Origin of the sequence: Pseudomonas mosselii (assembly GCF_005796105.1) — a bacterium.
In the GTDB taxonomy this organism is placed as follows: domain Bacteria; phylum Pseudomonadota; class Gammaproteobacteria; order Pseudomonadales; family Pseudomonadaceae; genus Aquipseudomonas; species Aquipseudomonas mosselii_C.
The window spans coordinates 36624-51135 of record NZ_VAUO01000018.1 but is presented as its reverse complement, the minus strand read 5'-3'; the positions used below and the strand labels follow the sequence as shown (position 1 = coordinate 51135).

The 14512-nt window shown below is 63.3% G+C and carries 13 protein-coding genes; 3 read left to right on the top strand and 10 right to left on the bottom strand.

Annotation, left to right across the window (positions count from 1 at the left end; translation table 11 throughout):
• Nucleotides 1–136 precede the first annotated feature (136 nt).
• From FEM01_RS22410 to FEM01_RS22400, 3 genes are all read right to left on the bottom strand, one after another.
• Nucleotides 137–907, bottom strand: coding sequence for a MetQ/NlpA family ABC transporter substrate-binding protein (locus FEM01_RS22410; protein ID WP_138221643.1), 771 nt, complete (start codon nucleotides 905–907; stop codon nucleotides 137–139).
• A 64-nt stretch (nucleotides 908–971) separates the two neighbouring features.
• Nucleotides 972–1643 carry a methionine ABC transporter permease gene (locus FEM01_RS22405; protein WP_138221642.1) on the bottom strand — a complete coding sequence of 224 codons (672 nt, stop codon included), beginning with the start codon at nucleotides 1641–1643 and terminating at the stop codon, nucleotides 972–974.
• Nucleotides 1643–2650 (bottom strand): methionine ABC transporter ATP-binding protein, encoded by a 1008-nt coding sequence (locus FEM01_RS22400; RefSeq protein ID WP_138221641.1) that lies wholly within the window; start codon nucleotides 2648–2650, stop codon nucleotides 1643–1645. The genes FEM01_RS22405 and FEM01_RS22400 overlap by 1 nt, the downstream gene beginning before the upstream one ends.
• Nucleotides 2651–2871: 221 nt before the next feature.
• Between FEM01_RS22400 and katE the strand changes: the two genes are divergently transcribed.
• On the top strand, nucleotides 2872–5016 hold the full coding sequence (gene katE, locus FEM01_RS22395) for a catalase HPII (protein ID WP_138221640.1): 2145 nt from the start codon (nucleotides 2872–2874) through the stop codon (nucleotides 5014–5016).
• Nucleotides 5017–5069: 53 nt separating this feature from the next.
• Here katE and FEM01_RS22390 read toward each other — a convergent pair whose 3' ends face one another.
• The 4 genes from FEM01_RS22390 to zur form a co-directional block, all read right to left on the bottom strand.
• Nucleotides 5070–5777 (bottom strand): PA5502 family lipoprotein, encoded by a 708-nt coding sequence (locus tag FEM01_RS22390; RefSeq protein WP_138221639.1) that lies wholly within the window; start codon nucleotides 5775–5777, stop codon nucleotides 5070–5072.
• A 116-nt stretch (nucleotides 5778–5893) separates the two neighbouring features.
• Entirely contained in the window at nucleotides 5894–6676 is a 783-nt protein-coding gene (znuB, locus tag FEM01_RS22385; RefSeq protein ID WP_138221638.1) for a zinc ABC transporter permease subunit ZnuB, read from the bottom strand.
• Nucleotides 6669–7442, bottom strand: coding sequence for a zinc ABC transporter ATP-binding protein ZnuC (gene znuC, locus FEM01_RS22380; RefSeq protein ID WP_138221637.1), 774 nt, complete (start codon nucleotides 7440–7442; stop codon nucleotides 6669–6671). The genes znuB and znuC overlap by 8 nt, the downstream gene beginning before the upstream one ends.
• Nucleotides 7439–7924: a zinc uptake transcriptional repressor Zur gene (gene zur, locus FEM01_RS22375; RefSeq protein ID WP_138221636.1), complete on the bottom strand. Its 486-nt coding sequence runs from the start codon at nucleotides 7922–7924 to the stop codon at nucleotides 7439–7441. Before zur ends, znuC begins: the two co-directional genes overlap by 4 nt.
• 18 nt (nucleotides 7925–7942) lie before the next feature.
• Between zur and FEM01_RS22370 the strand changes: the two genes are divergently transcribed.
• Nucleotides 7943–8899 carry a zinc ABC transporter substrate-binding protein gene (locus FEM01_RS22370; RefSeq protein WP_138221635.1) on the top strand — a complete coding sequence of 319 codons (957 nt, stop codon included), beginning with the start codon at nucleotides 7943–7945 and terminating at the stop codon, nucleotides 8897–8899.
• Nucleotides 8900–9221: 322 nt separating this feature from the next.
• Here FEM01_RS22370 and FEM01_RS22360 read toward each other — a convergent pair whose 3' ends face one another.
• Complete coding sequence (locus tag FEM01_RS22360) at nucleotides 9222–10172, bottom strand: homoserine kinase (protein ID WP_138221634.1); 951 nt, start codon at nucleotides 10170–10172, stop codon at nucleotides 9222–9224.
• Nucleotides 10173–10239: 67 nt separating this feature from the next.
• Nucleotides 10240–10530: a DUF2782 domain-containing protein gene (locus FEM01_RS22355; RefSeq protein ID WP_138221633.1), complete on the bottom strand. Its 291-nt coding sequence runs from the start codon at nucleotides 10528–10530 to the stop codon at nucleotides 10240–10242.
• Nucleotides 10531–10605: 75 nt separating this feature from the next.
• Here FEM01_RS22355 and polA point away from each other — a divergent pair, with 75 nt between their 5' ends.
• Nucleotides 10606–13356 carry a DNA polymerase I gene (polA, locus tag FEM01_RS22350; protein WP_138221632.1) on the top strand — a complete coding sequence of 917 codons (2751 nt, stop codon included), beginning with the start codon at nucleotides 10606–10608 and terminating at the stop codon, nucleotides 13354–13356.
• 347 nt (nucleotides 13357–13703) lie between these two features.
• Here the strand turns inward: polA and yihA are convergent, their stop codons facing one another.
• On the bottom strand, nucleotides 13704–14336 hold the full coding sequence (yihA, locus tag FEM01_RS22345) for a ribosome biogenesis GTP-binding protein YihA/YsxC (protein WP_138221631.1): 633 nt from the start codon (nucleotides 14334–14336) through the stop codon (nucleotides 13704–13706).
• Nucleotides 14337–14512 lie beyond the last annotated feature (176 nt).

Below are 14512 nucleotides of genomic sequence, written 5' to 3'. Positions count from 1 at the left end.
CTGCTGCTTAAAACTGTCCAACTTTTGGGGGGCAGTCCACTTTGTAGGAGCGGCCTAGCCGGGGCGCCGGACCGGCCGCTCCTACATAGAATCGCGGTAGCCTGGACGGCCTGCGATTCCAGCGAGGTAGGTCAGCTTAGAACGCTGGAACCACAGCGCCTTTGTACTTCTCGTTGATGAACTGCTTCACCTCAGGCGAGTGCAGTGCTGCTGCCAGCTTTTGCATGGCATCGCTGTCCTTGTTGTCCGGGCGGGCAACCAGGATGTTCACGTACGGCGAGTCGCTGCCTTCGATGGCCAGGGCGTCGGTTTCTGGGTTCAGCTTGGCTTCCAGCGCGTAGTTGGTGTTGATCAGGGCAGCATCGACCTGTGTCAGCACGCGCGGGATGGTGGCCGCTTCCAGCTCACGGAATTTCACGCCTTTGGGGTTTTCGGCAACATCCTTCACGGTGGACAGGATGTTCTTGTTGTCCTTGAGCTTGATCACGCCGGACTTATCCAGCAGCAACAGGGCGCGGCCGCCATTGGTGGCATCGTTGGGAATGACCACGGTGGCGCCGGTTGGCAGCTCGTCGAGCTTCTTGAACTTGGTCGAGTACACGCCCAGTGGTTCGATGTGCACGCCGGCAACGCTCACCAGCTGGGTGCCCTTGGCCTTGTTGAACTCATCCAGGTACGGCTGGTGCTGGAAGAAGTTGGCGTCCAGGCGCTTTTCGGCCACTTGCACGTTCGGCTGGATGTAGTCGGTGAATTCCTTGACCTTCAGCTCCACGCCCTCTTTCGCCAGCTGTGGTTTGACGAAGTTGAGGATCTCGGCGTGCGGCACCGGGGTGGCCGCGACGGTCAGGGTTTCGGCGTGGGCCGAGAAGGCCGCGACAGCGGCGACGACAGCAAGCAGCTTCTTCATTGATCACTCCTTGTGAGGGCCGCGACGGCCCCCGAACGGGTCGGCCGGGCCGACCCCATTGGGGTTATTTACGGGAGAAATGCACGACCAGTTTGTCGCCGACGCTCTGCAGAACTTGAACCAGTACCAGCAACAACACCACGGTGACCACCATCACGTCGGTCTGGAAACGCTGGTAGCCGAAGCGGATGGCCAGGTCGCCGAGGCCACCGGCACCCACCACACCGGCCATTGCGGTATAGGACACCAGGGTGATGGCGGTGACGGTGATGGCGGCGAAGATACCCGGGCGTGCCTCGGGCAGCAGCGCGTTGGTGATGATCTGGCGGGTCGTGGCGCCCATCGACTGGGTCGCCTCGATGATCCCCCGATCCACCTCACGCAGGGCGGTTTCGACCAACCGCGCGAAGAACGGCGTGGCGCCCACCACCAGCGGCGGGATGGCGCCGGCCACGCCCAGCGAGGTGCCGGTGATCAGCACGGTGACCGGGATCATCACGATCAACAGGATGATGAACGGCAGCGAGCGCAGGATGTTGACGATCAGCGACAGCAGCGCGTACACGCCCTTCTGTTCGAACATCTGGCGTGGCCCGCAGAGGAACAGCAGCACGCCCAGCGGTAGGCCCAGCAGCACGGTGAAGAACAGCGAGCCGAACAGCATGATCATGGTGTCGAGGGTAGCCAGCCAGATTTCGGCCCAGTCGACGTTGGCGAAGAAATTCAGAGCGTCCATCAACGCAGTACCTCCATATGTACGTCAGCTGCCGTGAAGCGTGCGAACGCCGCGTCCATGTCCCCGCCGATCAGGGCAAGGGTCAGCTGGCCATAGGGGACATCCTTGATGCGGTCGATACGCCCGGCGAGGATGCTGTAGTCCACGCCGGTCTCGCGGGCCACGGTGCCCAGCAGCGGTGCGTAGGTGGCATCGCCCTGGAACGTCAGGCGCACGATGCGCCCAGGGACGTGGGCGAAGTCGTCGCGTTGCTCGCCTTCGTCGACCTGCTCGTCTTCCTGGACGAAGCGCTTGGTGGTTGGGTGTTTTGGGTGCAGGAACACCTCGGCCACCGGGCCTTGCTCGACGATCTTGCCGGCGTCCATTACCGCCACGCGGTCGCAGACTCGGCGGATCACGTCCATTTCATGGGTGATCAGCACGATGGTCAGCTTCAGCTCGCGGTTGATCTCGGCCAGCAGTTGCAGCACCGATGCGGTGGTTTGCGGGTCGAGGGCGCTGGTGGCTTCGTCGCAGAGCAGGATCTTGGGGTTGGTCGACAGGGCGCGGGCGATGCCGACGCGCTGTTTCTGACCGCCCGAGAGCTGGGCCGGGTATTTCTTGGCATGGTCTTGCAGGCCGACACGTTGCAGCAGCTGCATGACGCGCTCGTTGATCGCGTCGCGCGACAGCTCGCCAGCCAGCACCAGCGGCAGTGCGACGTTATCGGCAACCGTCTTGGAGGCCAGCAGGTTGAAGTGCTGGAAGATCATCCCGACCTGTTGGCGGAAGCCGCGCAACTGATTGGCGTCGAAGGCGGTGACCTCCTCGCCGTCGACGATGATCTGGCCACCGGTGGGGTTTTCGAGGCGGTTGATCAGGCGCAGCAGCGTACTTTTGCCGGCGCCGGAGTGGCCGATCAGGCCGAACACCTGGCCATCTTCGATGGTCAGGCTGGTCGGGTTCAGGGCCGGGATGTCCCTACCATTGACGCGGTAGGTCTTATGGACGTTTTGAAACTCGATCACTGAGCGAACCTTGTGGGGCGCATGGAATGTGGGCCAGCGGTGAGCCGGGGTCGCGCATTTTAGCCTTTTCCACTCGCTGTTCTTAGCATTTATTTCGTCACCGTCCAACCCAGCGGGCATAACGCGACAACCGGTAATCCTGATTGAACGCTCGCCAACGCCCCTCAGTCACTACTTGAACAAGCCCGCACGGGCAGCCTGAAGACTGAGGAGAAGCGAACATGGCCAGCAAGAAGACCCCCGAGTCCCGCCAGAGCCAGGTGGCGGGCACCGACACGCCGGACCGCGCCAACACCAATGCCAAGTTGCAGAGCCTCGAGGCGTTCCGTAGCGATGCTACCGGCCAGGCACTGCGCACCAATCAGGGCGTGAAGATCGCTGACAACCAGAACAGCCTCAAAGCCGGTGCGCGTGGGCCATCGCTGCTCGAAGACTTCATCATGCGCGAGAAGATCACCCACTTCGACCACGAGCGCATTCCTGAGCGCATCGTGCATGCCCGCGGCACCGGGGCTCATGGCTATTTCCAGAGCTATGGCTGCCACGCCGAGTTGACCAAGGCGGGCTTTCTGCAAGACCCAGAGAAGATCACCCCGGTGTTCGTGCGTTTCTCCACCGTGCAGGGCCCGCGTGGCTCCGGCGACACGGTGCGCGACGTGCGCGGTTTCGCAGTGAAGTTCTACACCGATGAGGGCAATTTCGATCTGGTTGGTAACAACATGCCAGTATTTTTCATTCAGGACGCGATCAAGTTCCCCGATTTCGTGCATGCCGTGAAGCCTGAACCGCACAACGAGATGCCCACCGGCGGTTCGGCGCATGACACCTTCTGGGATTTCGTGTCGCTGGTCCCGGAGACGGCGCACATGGTCATCTGGGCCATGTCCGACCGTGCCATTCCGCGCAGCCTGCGGATGATGGAAGGGTTTGGCGTGCATACGTTCCGCCTGATCAACGCCCAAGGCGTGGCCAGTTTCGTCAAATTCCACTGGAAGCCACGCCAGGGCGTGCATTCGGTGCTGTGGGACGAGGCGCAGAAGCTTGCGGGCAAGGACACCGACTATCATCGCCGTGACCTGTGGGAAGCCATCGAAACCGGGCACTACCCGCAATGGGAGCTGGGTGTACAGATCGTGCCTGAAGCCGATGAGCATATGTTCGACTTCGACCTGCTGGACCCGACCAAGCTGATTCCCGAGGAACTGGTGCCGGTGACGCCGTTGGGCAAGATGGTGCTCGACCGCAACCCGGACAACTTTTTCGCCGAAGTGGAACAGGTGGCGTTCTGCCCAGGGCATATCGTGCCGGGCATCGATTTCACCAACGACCCGCTGCTGCAAGGCCGGTTGTTTTCCTACACCGACACGCAGATCAGCCGGCTTGGCGGGCCGAACTTCCACGAAATCCCGATCAACCGCCCGCTGGCGCCCAACCACAGCGGCCAGCGGGATGCCATGCACCGCATGACCCTCGACAAGGGCCGCGCCTCGTACGAGCCTAATTCCATCGATGGCGGCTGGCCCAAAGAGACCCCGCCAGCGCCTCAGGCTGGCGGCTTCGAGAGTTACCAGGAGCGCATCGATGCGCACAAGATTCGCCAGCGCAGCGATTCCTTCGGCGACCACTTTTCCCAGGCCCGTTTGTTCTTTCAGAGCATGAGCGCGCACGAGCAACAGCACATCATCAAGGCGTACAGCTTCGAGCTGGGTAAGGTGGAGCGCGAAGCGATCCGGGCCCGCGTGGTCAACGAAATCCTTGCCAACATCGATCTCACGCTGGCGGCGGCAGTGTCGGCCAACCTGGGTCTGCCCGCGCCGAAGGCCGCGACGGTCAAGGTCAAAGGCAGCAAGCTCAAACAATCCAAGGCCCTGAGCCAGCTCGGCAAGCAAGGCGAGATTGGCATCAGCGGGCGCAAGATCGGCGTGCTGGTGGCCGATGGGGTGGAGGTGGCGAGTGTCGACAAGGTGGTCAAGGCCCTGCAGGCGCAGCGTGCCCGGCCGATGCTGCTGGGGCCGACGTCGGCGCCGGTGAAGACCGCCGACGGCAAGGCCTTGCCGGTGGATGCCTCGATCGAAGGGATGCCTTCGGTGATGTTTGATGGCGTCTGGGTGCCGGCGGGCAAGGCTTCGCTCCAGGCGCTGGAAGGCAGTGGGGTGGCCAAGCACTTCCTGTTGGAGACCTACAAGCACCTCAAGCCCATGGGCCTGAGCCTGGACGGCAAGCTGTTGCTGAACAAGCTGGGGCTACAGGAGGATGCAGGGCTATTGCTGGGCGATGAGCAAAAGACCTTCGAGGCGTTCTTCAAGGCGTTGGCGGAGCATCGGGTGTGGGCGCGCGAGGCGGTTGCCGAGTCGGTGCCGGCCTGACCGATGGGGGCACGTCGGCGCATGGCGCCGACTTGGCCCTTGATGCCAATCCGTCAGGGCTGATGCGGTATCAGCACAACCTGTGCTGGCAGCGCGCGCTGAATTTCGTGGCTCTGCTTGAGCACGAAGCTGCTGTCGAGCATGTGCACGCGCTTTTGCAGCAGGGTCTTGAGCCACGGCGCATCATGCGTACGCGGCACCTGGAATACCACCTCGCAGCGATAGCTCACCACGTCGGCGGCGATGTCGTCCAACTGGCGCCGCAGCGCGCGGCTGTCAGTGGTCTTCAGGGCGATGACTGTGTGTGGCGCGGCGGGGTCGATGATCCGGGCGCTGGGCTTGGCTTCGGCAGCCTTGAGTGCGGCTTCGGCTTTTTCCAGCTCGGCCTTGCGGGCATGGGCCATGGTGTCGCCGCCGGTCACCGCCGGTGCCTGTGGCATCAGCGCGCGGGCGCGGGCCAAGGCGGTCGCGGCGGCGTTGACATCACCCTTTTGCAGGACGATTTGACTGCGTTTCAGGTAGGCCTCGGCCAACTGCCGCTGGTGCGGTTCGAGACGCGCATCGTCCGGCGTCTGGGTTTGCAAGGCGGCCAGCTGATCTTCGGCGGTGGCCAGCTCGTTGGTGGCGATGCTCTGTTCCAGTTGCTGCCAGGCATCTGGCTGGGCAGGCACGACCGGCTGCTCGACCGGTGCGCTGGAGCAAGCGGCCAGGAACAGGGAAAACGTGGCAACAAGCAGATAACGGGAGGCGAACAGCTTCATTCCTGCGACTCTCTATTTGCGCAAAAAGCGAGCAAGTCTACACCCAGGTGCGCACGCTCGAAAACCGGTCTTACAGACCCTTTACCAGCGAAAAGGTTGCGTGTGGCTGGGATTTTTCAGCGTTTTGGCAACGCCAGGCTCAGCAAGAATAGCACTGCCGCGCAGACCACGATCGATGGCCCTGCCGGGGTGTCCTTGAACCACGACATGGCCAGACCGCCGCATACGGCAGTGATACCCAGCAGGCTGGCGCCCAGTGCCATCTGTTCAGGCGAACGAGCGTGACGTTGTGCCGCGGCTGCCGGGATGATCAGCAGCGAGGTGATCAACAGCACCCCGACGATCTTCATGGCAACCGCGATCACCACGGCGATCAGCAGCATCAGTGCCAGGCGCAGGCCTGCCACTGGCAGGCCTTCGACCATCGCCAGTTCTTCGTGCACGGTAACGGCCAGCAGTGGCCGCCAGAACAGGGCCAGCAGCGTCAGCACCAACGCGCTGCCGCCCAGGATCCAGGCCAGGTCCGTGGTGCTGATCGCCAGCAAATCGCCAAACAGGTAGGCCATCAGGTCGATGCGTACATCGTGCATGAAACTCAGCACCACCAGGCCCAGCGACAGGGTGCTGGGGGCGAGGATGCCGAGCAGGGTGTCCGATGCCAGTGGCTGGCGTTGTTGCAGCGTCACCAGCAGGATCGCCAGCAGCAGGCAGCCAACGGTGACCGCCAGGGCCGGGCTGACATCCAGGGCGAAGCCCAGTGCGACACCGAGTAACGCGGCGTGGGATAGCGTGTCGCCGAAATAGGCCATGCGCCGCCATACCACGAACGAACCCAGCGGACCGGCCACCAGCGCCAGCGACAGGCCGGCAAGCAGGGCGTAGAGAAGAAAATCAGCCATGCTTGCAGTGCTCTCCGTGAACGTGGGCGCCGGGGGCTACGACCGAGCCGTGCAGGTCGTGGCTGTGGTCGTGATGGTGGTGGTAGATGGCCAGGCTCGGTGCGTTCTGGCCGAAAAGCTCGACGAAGGCCGGGTCGTTGCTGACCTGTTCGGGGTGGCCCGAGCAGCACACGTGGCGGTTTAGGCAGACCACCTGGTCGGTAGCGCTCATGACCAGGTGCAGGTCGTGGCTGACCATCAGCACGCCGCAGCCGTGGCGGTCGCGCAGGCGCGTGATGAGGTTGTACAGCTCGGTCTGGCCGACCACGTCGACGCCCTGCACCGGCTCGTCGAGCACCAGCAGCTCGGGTTCGCGCAGCAGCGCGCGGGCCAGCAGCACGCGCTGCATTTCGCCGCCAGAGATGGTCTGGATCGGGCTGTCGATCACCTGTTCGGCGCCCACCTCCTGCAACGCCGACAAGGCTGCCGCGCGGTCTACCCCGGGCACCAGGCGCAAAAAACGCAGCACTGACAACGGTAGCGTGGCGTCGACCTGGATCTTTTGCGGCATGTAGCCGATGCGCAGCTTCGGTTTGCGCCACACCTTGCCACGGTGCGGCTTGAGTAGCCCGAGCACGGCGCGCACCAGGGTCGTCTTGCCGGCGCCATTGGGGCCGATGAGCGTGACGATCTGGCGCGGGGCCACGGCCAGGTCGATGCTGTCGAGCACCGCCTCGCCGCCAAAGCTAACGCCGACCTGTTCGAGGCGGATCAGGGCGTCGCTCATGCCTTGCCTCGGCAGTTACCGCACAGGCCGACGATTTCCACGGTCTGGGTTTCGACGCTGAAACCAACGGTTTTGGCGCTGTCGACGATGGCGTTGCTGATGCTGTCTTGTTCGAGTTCGATGGCCACGTGGCATTCGCGGCAGATCAGGAACTGACCCTGGTGCGCATGCTCGGGGTGGCTACAGCCGATGAAGGCGTTGAGCGAGGCGATGCGGTGTACCAGGCCGTTGTCGAGGAGAAAATCCAGGGCCCGGTACACCGTGGGTGGCGCGGCGCGGCGCCCGTCCTGCTCGCTGAGCACGGCGAGGATGTCGTAGGCGCCCAATGGCTTGTGGCTCTGCCACACCAGCTCCAGCACGCGACGGCGCAGGGCGGTCAGACGCAAGCCCTGGCGATTGCACAGCGCATCGGCCTCGGCCAGCGCGCTATGAACGCAATGGGAATGATCGTGGGGACGGTGGGCCAGCGGCGTGATGGACATGGGCAGCGACGGTTCTGGATGGAGACGTTATTATGTTACCTGTTTCTGACGAGCCGAGTATCCACCGTGTCCCGATTCCTTGCTCTCTTTGTCGCTTTCATCGCCTTTTCGGCCCACGCCGAGGTGCGTGTGCTGACCAGCATCAAGCCCTTGCAACAGATTGCTGCCGCGGTACAGGACGGTGTCGGTAGCCCCGACGTGTTGCTGCCGCCGGGGGCGTCGCCGCATCATTACGCGTTGCGCCCTTCCGATGTGCGCAAGGTCGGCGACGCGGACCTTTTGTACTGGATCGGCCCGGACATGGAGAACTTCCTGCCCCGTGTGCTGGGCGGGCGTAGCAAGCCAAGCGTGGCTGTGCAGTCGCTCCCTGGCATGCAGCTGCGCCATTTTGGCGAGGACAGCCACTCCCACGATGAAGCTGACCACGACGACCATGATCACGACCACCGCCCAGGCAGTCTCGACGCACACCTGTGGCTGTCGTCGGTCAACGCGCGGGTGATTGCGACGAAGATGGCCGCTGACCTGGCGGCAGCGGACCCAGCCAATGCGGCGCGCTACCAGGCGAACCTTAAACAGTTCGTCGAGCGTCTGGATGCGTTGGATGTGCGCATCAAGCAGCGGGTGGCAGGCATTGCCGACAAGCCTTACTTCGTGTTCCACGAAGCCTTCGATTATTTCGAAGCTGCCTATGGTCTGAAGCACACCGGCGTGTTCAGCGTTGCCTCCGAGGTGCAGCCGGGCGCGCAGCATGTTGCGGCCATGCGCAAGCGCTTGCAGGAAGTGGGCAAGACCTGCGTATTCAGCGAGCCGCCGCTGCGTCCGCGCCTGGCCGAAACGTTGACGACGGGCCTGCCGGTGAGGCTGGCTGAGCTGGATGCACTGGGCGGAACGGATCCGGTGGACGGCAAGGGCTACGAGCGTTTGCTGGAGAAGCTGGGCGGGGATCTGGCGGGGTGCCTGGAGCAGCTTTGAGCTTCGGCATGGGCCGTTAGACGCGGCTCAAGATCTCGGGGCCATGCAAGATCGCCAGGGCTGCTGCGCAGCCCATCAGGCTGCGCCGGTGTTCGCGGCTAAANTTTAGCAGGGACCTGTGGGAGCGGGCTTGCCCGCGAACACCGGCGAAGCCGGTGCCATACACCGAGTCGCCTGCTTCGCGGGCAAGTCGGGGCGCCGAACCGCCGCTCCCACAGGGTACGCGGCGCGCTTGCGAAATCAGTTCTCTGCGCGACAGCGCAGCCCAAAGGGCTGGGTAATCTCCTACAGGGAGCGGCGGTGTTGGTGTTGGTCAGTGCGATTACAAGGCGAACGGCAGGTGCAACGCCACCTGCTGGCGTTGCGCCAAGCGCACTTCGAAATCCCGTGGGTCATGGATGGTCACGTCCATGCCAGCGAACTCCCTGGCGGCGATCAGCCGCGACAGCCAGAAGCGCACGCACGCTACCCGCAGCATCACCGGCCACAGTTCGGCCTCGGCCGCCGTGAACGGCCGTAGCGCCGCATAGGCGCCCAACAGCGCTTGGGCGCGGGCCAGGTCGATACCGCTGTGTGCGTCCAGGCACCAGTCGTTCACAGTGATTGCGATGTCGTACAGCATTGGCCCGGAGCAGGCGTTGTAGAAGTCGATCAGCCCGCTCAGGTGGGTGCCTTCGAACATCACGTTGTCGCGGAACAGGTCAGCGTGCAGGTTAGCCTTGGGCAGGGCCATGATCTGCGCCTTGTGCGCGGTGATTTCGGCCAGGGCCGGGGTCAGCAGCGCGGCCTGTTCGGCGTTCAGGCCCGGCAGCAATTCGGCGCCCGATTGCAGCATCCAGTCCAGGCCACGGTCGGTGCGGCGTTCGAGGGGGCGCTCGCGGGTGGCCAGGTGGATGTGCGCCAGCAATTCACCGACCTGGGCGCAATGCTGGTTGTTCGGCTGCTTGACGTGCTTGCCCGACAGCCGTGGCTGCAACAGGGCAGGCTTGCCGCACAGCTCGCGCAGGCCTTTGCCGTCGCGCGCACGCACGGCGTAGGGCACCGGCATGTCGGCCTCATGCAGGACGTCGAGCAGTTCGATGAAGAACGGCATGTCCTCGACCGGCCCACGTTCGACCAGCGTCAGGACGAACTCCCCCTGTTCCAGGCTGACGAAGAAGTTGCTGTTCTCTGTGCCGGCGGCGATGCCCTGGAAGTCGAGCAGACGGCCCAGCTCGTATTGCGCCAGAAAGGTTTCCAGCTCAGGCCGGGTCACGGGGGTGAAGACTGACATGTCGAAAAATTGCCCATACGGGCACTTCCGCCGGGAAGTGCCGGGTTGATATGAACGGTACCCGCGGTTACTTCCACTCGAAAATTTTCCAGGCCGGAATCAGCATGTCCGGCTGGTCGGAACGAATGAAATTGGCATCGGTGCCATCGGCGCGTACCAGGAAATAAGGCTTGCCGCCCTTGGGCGTGACCTTGATCGCATACAGGAAGCCGTTTTGACGGTACTCCTGGATGGTTCTATCGCCTTCCGTGCGAATGGTGACATCGGGATCTGCCGATGGCGCGTCTTCCGCCGCCAGGGTGACGACTGGCATGGTGGCCAGCAGACCGAGCAGTAACAGGCGATTGAGTGTACGCATGATAACCTAGTCCCTTTGTCGTCAAATGTTCTGGCTATTCTAGCGCCGGACCTGCCGAAAAGGTTGATTCTCCTCATGAGCCAAGCGCCCCTCGTCCTGGTGGACGGTTCGTCCTACCTCTACCGCGCCTTCCACGCGCTGCCGCCGCTGACCACCTCCAAAGGCATGCCTACCGGCGCGGTCAAGGGCGTGCTGAACATGCTCAAGAGCTTGCGCCGACAGTATCCGGACAGCCTGTTCGCGGTGGTGTTCGACGCCAAGGGCGGAACCTTCCGCGATGCCATGTTCGCCGAATACAAAGCCAATCGCCCGAGCATGCCCGATGACCTGCGTGTGCAGGTCGAGCCGTTGCACGCCAGCGTGCGCGCATTGGGTTATCCGCTGCTGTGCGTCGAAGGCGTCGAGGCCGATGACGTGATCGGCACCCTGGCACGTAGCAGCGCCGCAGCCGGGCGCCCGGTGATCATCTCGACCGGTGACAAGGACATGGCCCAACTGGTGGACGGCCACGTTACGCTGGTCAACACCATGACCGGCAGTGTGCTGGACGTTGCTGGCGTGCACGAAAAATTTGGCGTGGGTCCCGAGCACATCATCGATTTCCTCGCCCTGATGGGCGACAAGGTCGACAACATCCCCGGCGTGCCGGGCGTTGGCGAAAAAACCGCCGTGGGGCTGCTGACCGGTATCGGTGGCGGTCTGCACGCCCTTTACGAGAATCTCGACAAGGTTCCGGCGCTGGCCATTCGCGGCGCCAAGACTCTGCCGGCCAAGCTCGCCGAGCACCGTGATGCCGCGTTCCTCTCCTATGAGTTGGCCACCATCAAGTGCGATGTCGAACTGGACGTGGCGGTGGACGCGTTGGTGTGCGGCGAGCCTGATCGCGACGCCCTGCTGGCGTTGTACACCGAGATGGAGTTCAAGAGCTGGATCGCCGATGTGCAGCGTGACGCCGCACAGGCTGGCAATGCGATGACCGCCGTTGCCCAGGCACCGGCGGAAAAGGTCGAGCCTAAGTACGAAACAATCCTCGAACAGGCGCGTTTCGACGCCTGGCTTGAGAAGCTGCGTGCGGCAACGCTGTTCGCCTTCGACACCGAGACCACCGGGCTGGATGCGCAGAAGGCACAGCTGGTGGGCGTGTCGTTCGCCGTCTCGCCCTTCGAGGCTGCCTATGTGCCGCTGGCCCATGACTACGAAGGCGCACCCGCGCAGCTGGAGCGCGAAGCCGTGCTGCTGGCGCTCAAGCCTTTGCTTGAAGATCCGGCCAAGGCCAAGGTCGGCCAGAACGCCAAGTACGACATCAACATCCTGGCCAATGGCAGCCCAGCCATCCAGGTGCGCGGCGTGGCCTACGACACCATGCTTGAGTCGTATGTGTTCAACTCCACCGCCACCCGCCACGACATGGACAGCCTGGCGCAGCGCTACCTCGACCACACCACGATTACCTTCGAAGAAATCGCCGGCAAGGGCGCGAAGCAGCTGACGTTCAACCAGATTGCGCTGGACAAGGCGGGCCCTTATGCGGCCGAGGACGCCGACATTACCCTGCGCCTGCACCACGCCTTGCAGGCACGCCTGGCGGAGACGCCGAGCGTGCAGCCGGTGCTGATGGACATCGAGATGCCGCTGGTGCCGGTGCTGGCTCGTATCGAGCGCCAGGGTGCGCTGGTGGATGCCGCGCTGCTCAAGGTGCAGAGCGGTGAGCTGGGGGCAAAGATGGTTGAGCTTGAGCGTGAGGCGTTCGTGTTGGCCGGCGAGGAGTTCAACCTTGGCTCGCCCAAGCAGCTGGGGGGGATCCTCTATGACAAGCTGGGCATGCCGGTACTGAGCAAGACGGCCAAGGGTCAGCCGTCCACGGCCGAGGCGGTGCTCGATGAACTGGCCGAGCAAGGCTACCCGCTGCCCAAGGTGCTGATGCAATACCGCAGCCTGAGCAAGCTCAAGAACACCTACACCGACAAGCTCCCCGAGCAGATCAATCCGCGTACCGGGCGCATCCACACCTCCTACCAGCAGGCTGTGGCAGCCACCGGGCGCTTGTCTTCCAACGACCCGAACCTGCAGAACATCCCGATTCGCACCGCCGAGGGCCGGCGCATCCGTCAGGCCTTCGTCGCCAGCCCCGGCTACAAGCTGCTGGCGGCGGACTACTCGCAGATCGAGTTGCGCATCATGGCCCACCTGGCCAAGGACGAGGGGTTGTTGCACGCGTTTCGCAATAACCTGGACGTGCACCGGGCAACGGCTGCCGAAGTGTTCGGCGTGGCCCTGGAGGACGTCACCCTCGACCAGCGGCGCAGCGCCAAGGCCATCAACTTCGGCCTGATCTACGGCATGAGCGCGTTCGGCCTGGCCAAGCAGATCGGCGTCGATCGCAAACAGTCCCAGGACTACATCGACCGCTATTTCGCGCGCTACCCGGGCGTGCTCGCCTATATGGAGCGCACCCGCGCCCAGGCCGCTGAACAAGGTTTCGTCGAAACGCTGTTCGGCCGCAGGCTGTACCTGCCGGATATCAACGCCAAGAACCCTGCGCTGCGCAAAGGCGCCGAACGCACCGCGATCAACGCGCCGATGCAAGGCACCGCCGCGGACATCGTCAAACGCGCCATGGTGGCTGTGGATAACTGGCTGACTGACAGCGGCCTGGATGCACGGGTGATCTTGCAGGTGCACGACGAACTGGTGCTGGAGGTGCGTGAGGACCTGGTGGCGCAGGTGAAAGATGAAATTCGCGGGTACATGAGCGGCGCTGCGCAACTGGACGTTCCGCTGCTGGTGGAAGTGGGCGTTGGCTCGAATTGGGACGAAGCTCACTGAATGGCGCCGTGAAGCGGTGTAGGATCTGCGGCGTAGTGTCGCGGATCCGGCTGGCCTCCCCTCCCTTAGATCCGGTGTTTCATGAAACTATCGCAAATAGTTTTCAGAGCCCCGGAACTAAACCGGTGAACCGCCACTCAGAGTACCTGAATGGCTGGTGAAGCCCTTCGATGCTCCTATGTTGTGTTAAGTGTTGGCAGATATCTGGACCCCGCCCTAGCGGTCCGGACTTGAACCCCGAACTTCCCCCTCCCCATATGAAGTCCGGGGTTTTTTTTGCCTGGAATTTGACCTCCAGGTACTGCGCAACCGTGTAGGAGCGGCCTTGTGCCGCCCCACACAAGCGGTCAAGCCGCCGGCTTGTCTTCCAACTCCATCCAGTCCGCCAGCACCCGATAGGCCTCTTCCAGCCCCTGGCGCTTGGGTGCCGAGAATAGCTGGATGGTCGCCGCGTCGCCCCAGCCCTTGCGGATCTCCGACTGCACCTTGAGCAGCGTGTTCTTGCCCGCACCGTGGGTCAGCTTGTCGGCTTTGGTCAACAGGATGTGCATCGGCATGCCGCTGGCCTTGGCCCAATCGAGCATCATCTTGTCGAAATCGGTCATCGGGTGGCGCACGTCCATCATCAGGATCACCCCGCGCAGGCACTCACGTCCGCCCAAGTAGGCCTCCAGGTGCTTTTGCCAGTGCTGCTTGAGCGGAATCGGCACTTTTGCATATCCGTAGCCCGGCAGGTCGACCAATCGCCGTTCATCGTCCAGACTGAAGAAATTCAACAGCTGGGTGCGGCCCGGGGTCTTGGACGTCCGCGCCAGGCTGGCATGGGTCAGGGTATTGAGGGCACTGGATTTGCCAGCGTTGGAACGGCCGGCAAAGGCCACCTCGTAACCCTGGTCTTCAGGGCATTGTTCGACCTTGGCGGCGCTGAGGGCGAATTTGGCTTTCTGGCAGAGGCCGAGGATGGGGTTCTTGACTTGCATGGGATATCCGATGTGGGTGTTGCCAAGGCCAGGGCCGGCAAGCAGTGTCGTTTCCGTTTGGATGGCGGAAGTATATAATGCCCCAGTTTTTGTGTGCTCTTTCTCCCAGCGAAGGAGATTGGGCATGGGGTGTCGAACAATAGCTCGCGCGACAGAACGCAGCGCGGCCCCCAACC

Excerpts from the sequence above, each read along its gene's own strand:
- yihA (WP_138221631.1), bottom strand. The coding sequence starts at position 14,336 with ATGCAAGTCAAGAACCCCATCCTCGGCCTCTGCCAGAAAGCCAAATTC.
- FEM01_RS22405 (WP_138221642.1), bottom strand. The coding sequence starts at position 1,643 with ATGGACGCTCTGAATTTCTTCGCCAACGTCGACTGGGCCGAAATCTGG.
- FEM01_RS22370 (WP_138221635.1), top strand. The coding sequence starts at position 7,943 with ATGGAGACGTTATTATGTTACCTGTTTCTGACGAGCCGAGTATCCACC.
- znuC (WP_138221637.1), bottom strand. The coding sequence starts at position 7,442 with ATGAGCGACGCCCTGATCCGCCTCGAACAGGTCGGCGTTAGCTTTGGC.
- zur (WP_138221636.1), bottom strand. The coding sequence starts at position 7,924 with ATGTCCATCACGCCGCTGGCCCACCGTCCCCACGATCATTCCCATTGC.
- FEM01_RS22410 (WP_138221643.1), bottom strand. The coding sequence starts at position 907 with ATGAAGAAGCTGCTTGCTGTCGTCGCCGCTGTCGCGGCCTTCTCGGCC.
- polA (WP_138221632.1), top strand. The coding sequence starts at position 10,606 with ATGAGCCAAGCGCCCCTCGTCCTGGTGGACGGTTCGTCCTACCTCTAC.
- katE (WP_138221640.1), top strand. The coding sequence starts at position 2,872 with ATGGCCAGCAAGAAGACCCCCGAGTCCCGCCAGAGCCAGGTGGCGGGC.
- FEM01_RS22360 (WP_138221634.1), bottom strand. The coding sequence starts at position 10,172 with ATGTCAGTCTTCACCCCCGTGACCCGGCCTGAGCTGGAAACCTTTCTG.
- FEM01_RS22355 (WP_138221633.1), bottom strand. The coding sequence starts at position 10,530 with ATGCGTACACTCAATCGCCTGTTACTGCTCGGTCTGCTGGCCACCATG.
- FEM01_RS22390 (WP_138221639.1), bottom strand. The coding sequence starts at position 5,777 with ATGAAGCTGTTCGCCTCCCGTTATCTGCTTGTTGCCACGTTTTCCCTG.
- znuB (WP_138221638.1), bottom strand. The coding sequence starts at position 6,676 with ATGGCTGATTTTCTTCTCTACGCCCTGCTTGCCGGCCTGTCGCTGGCG.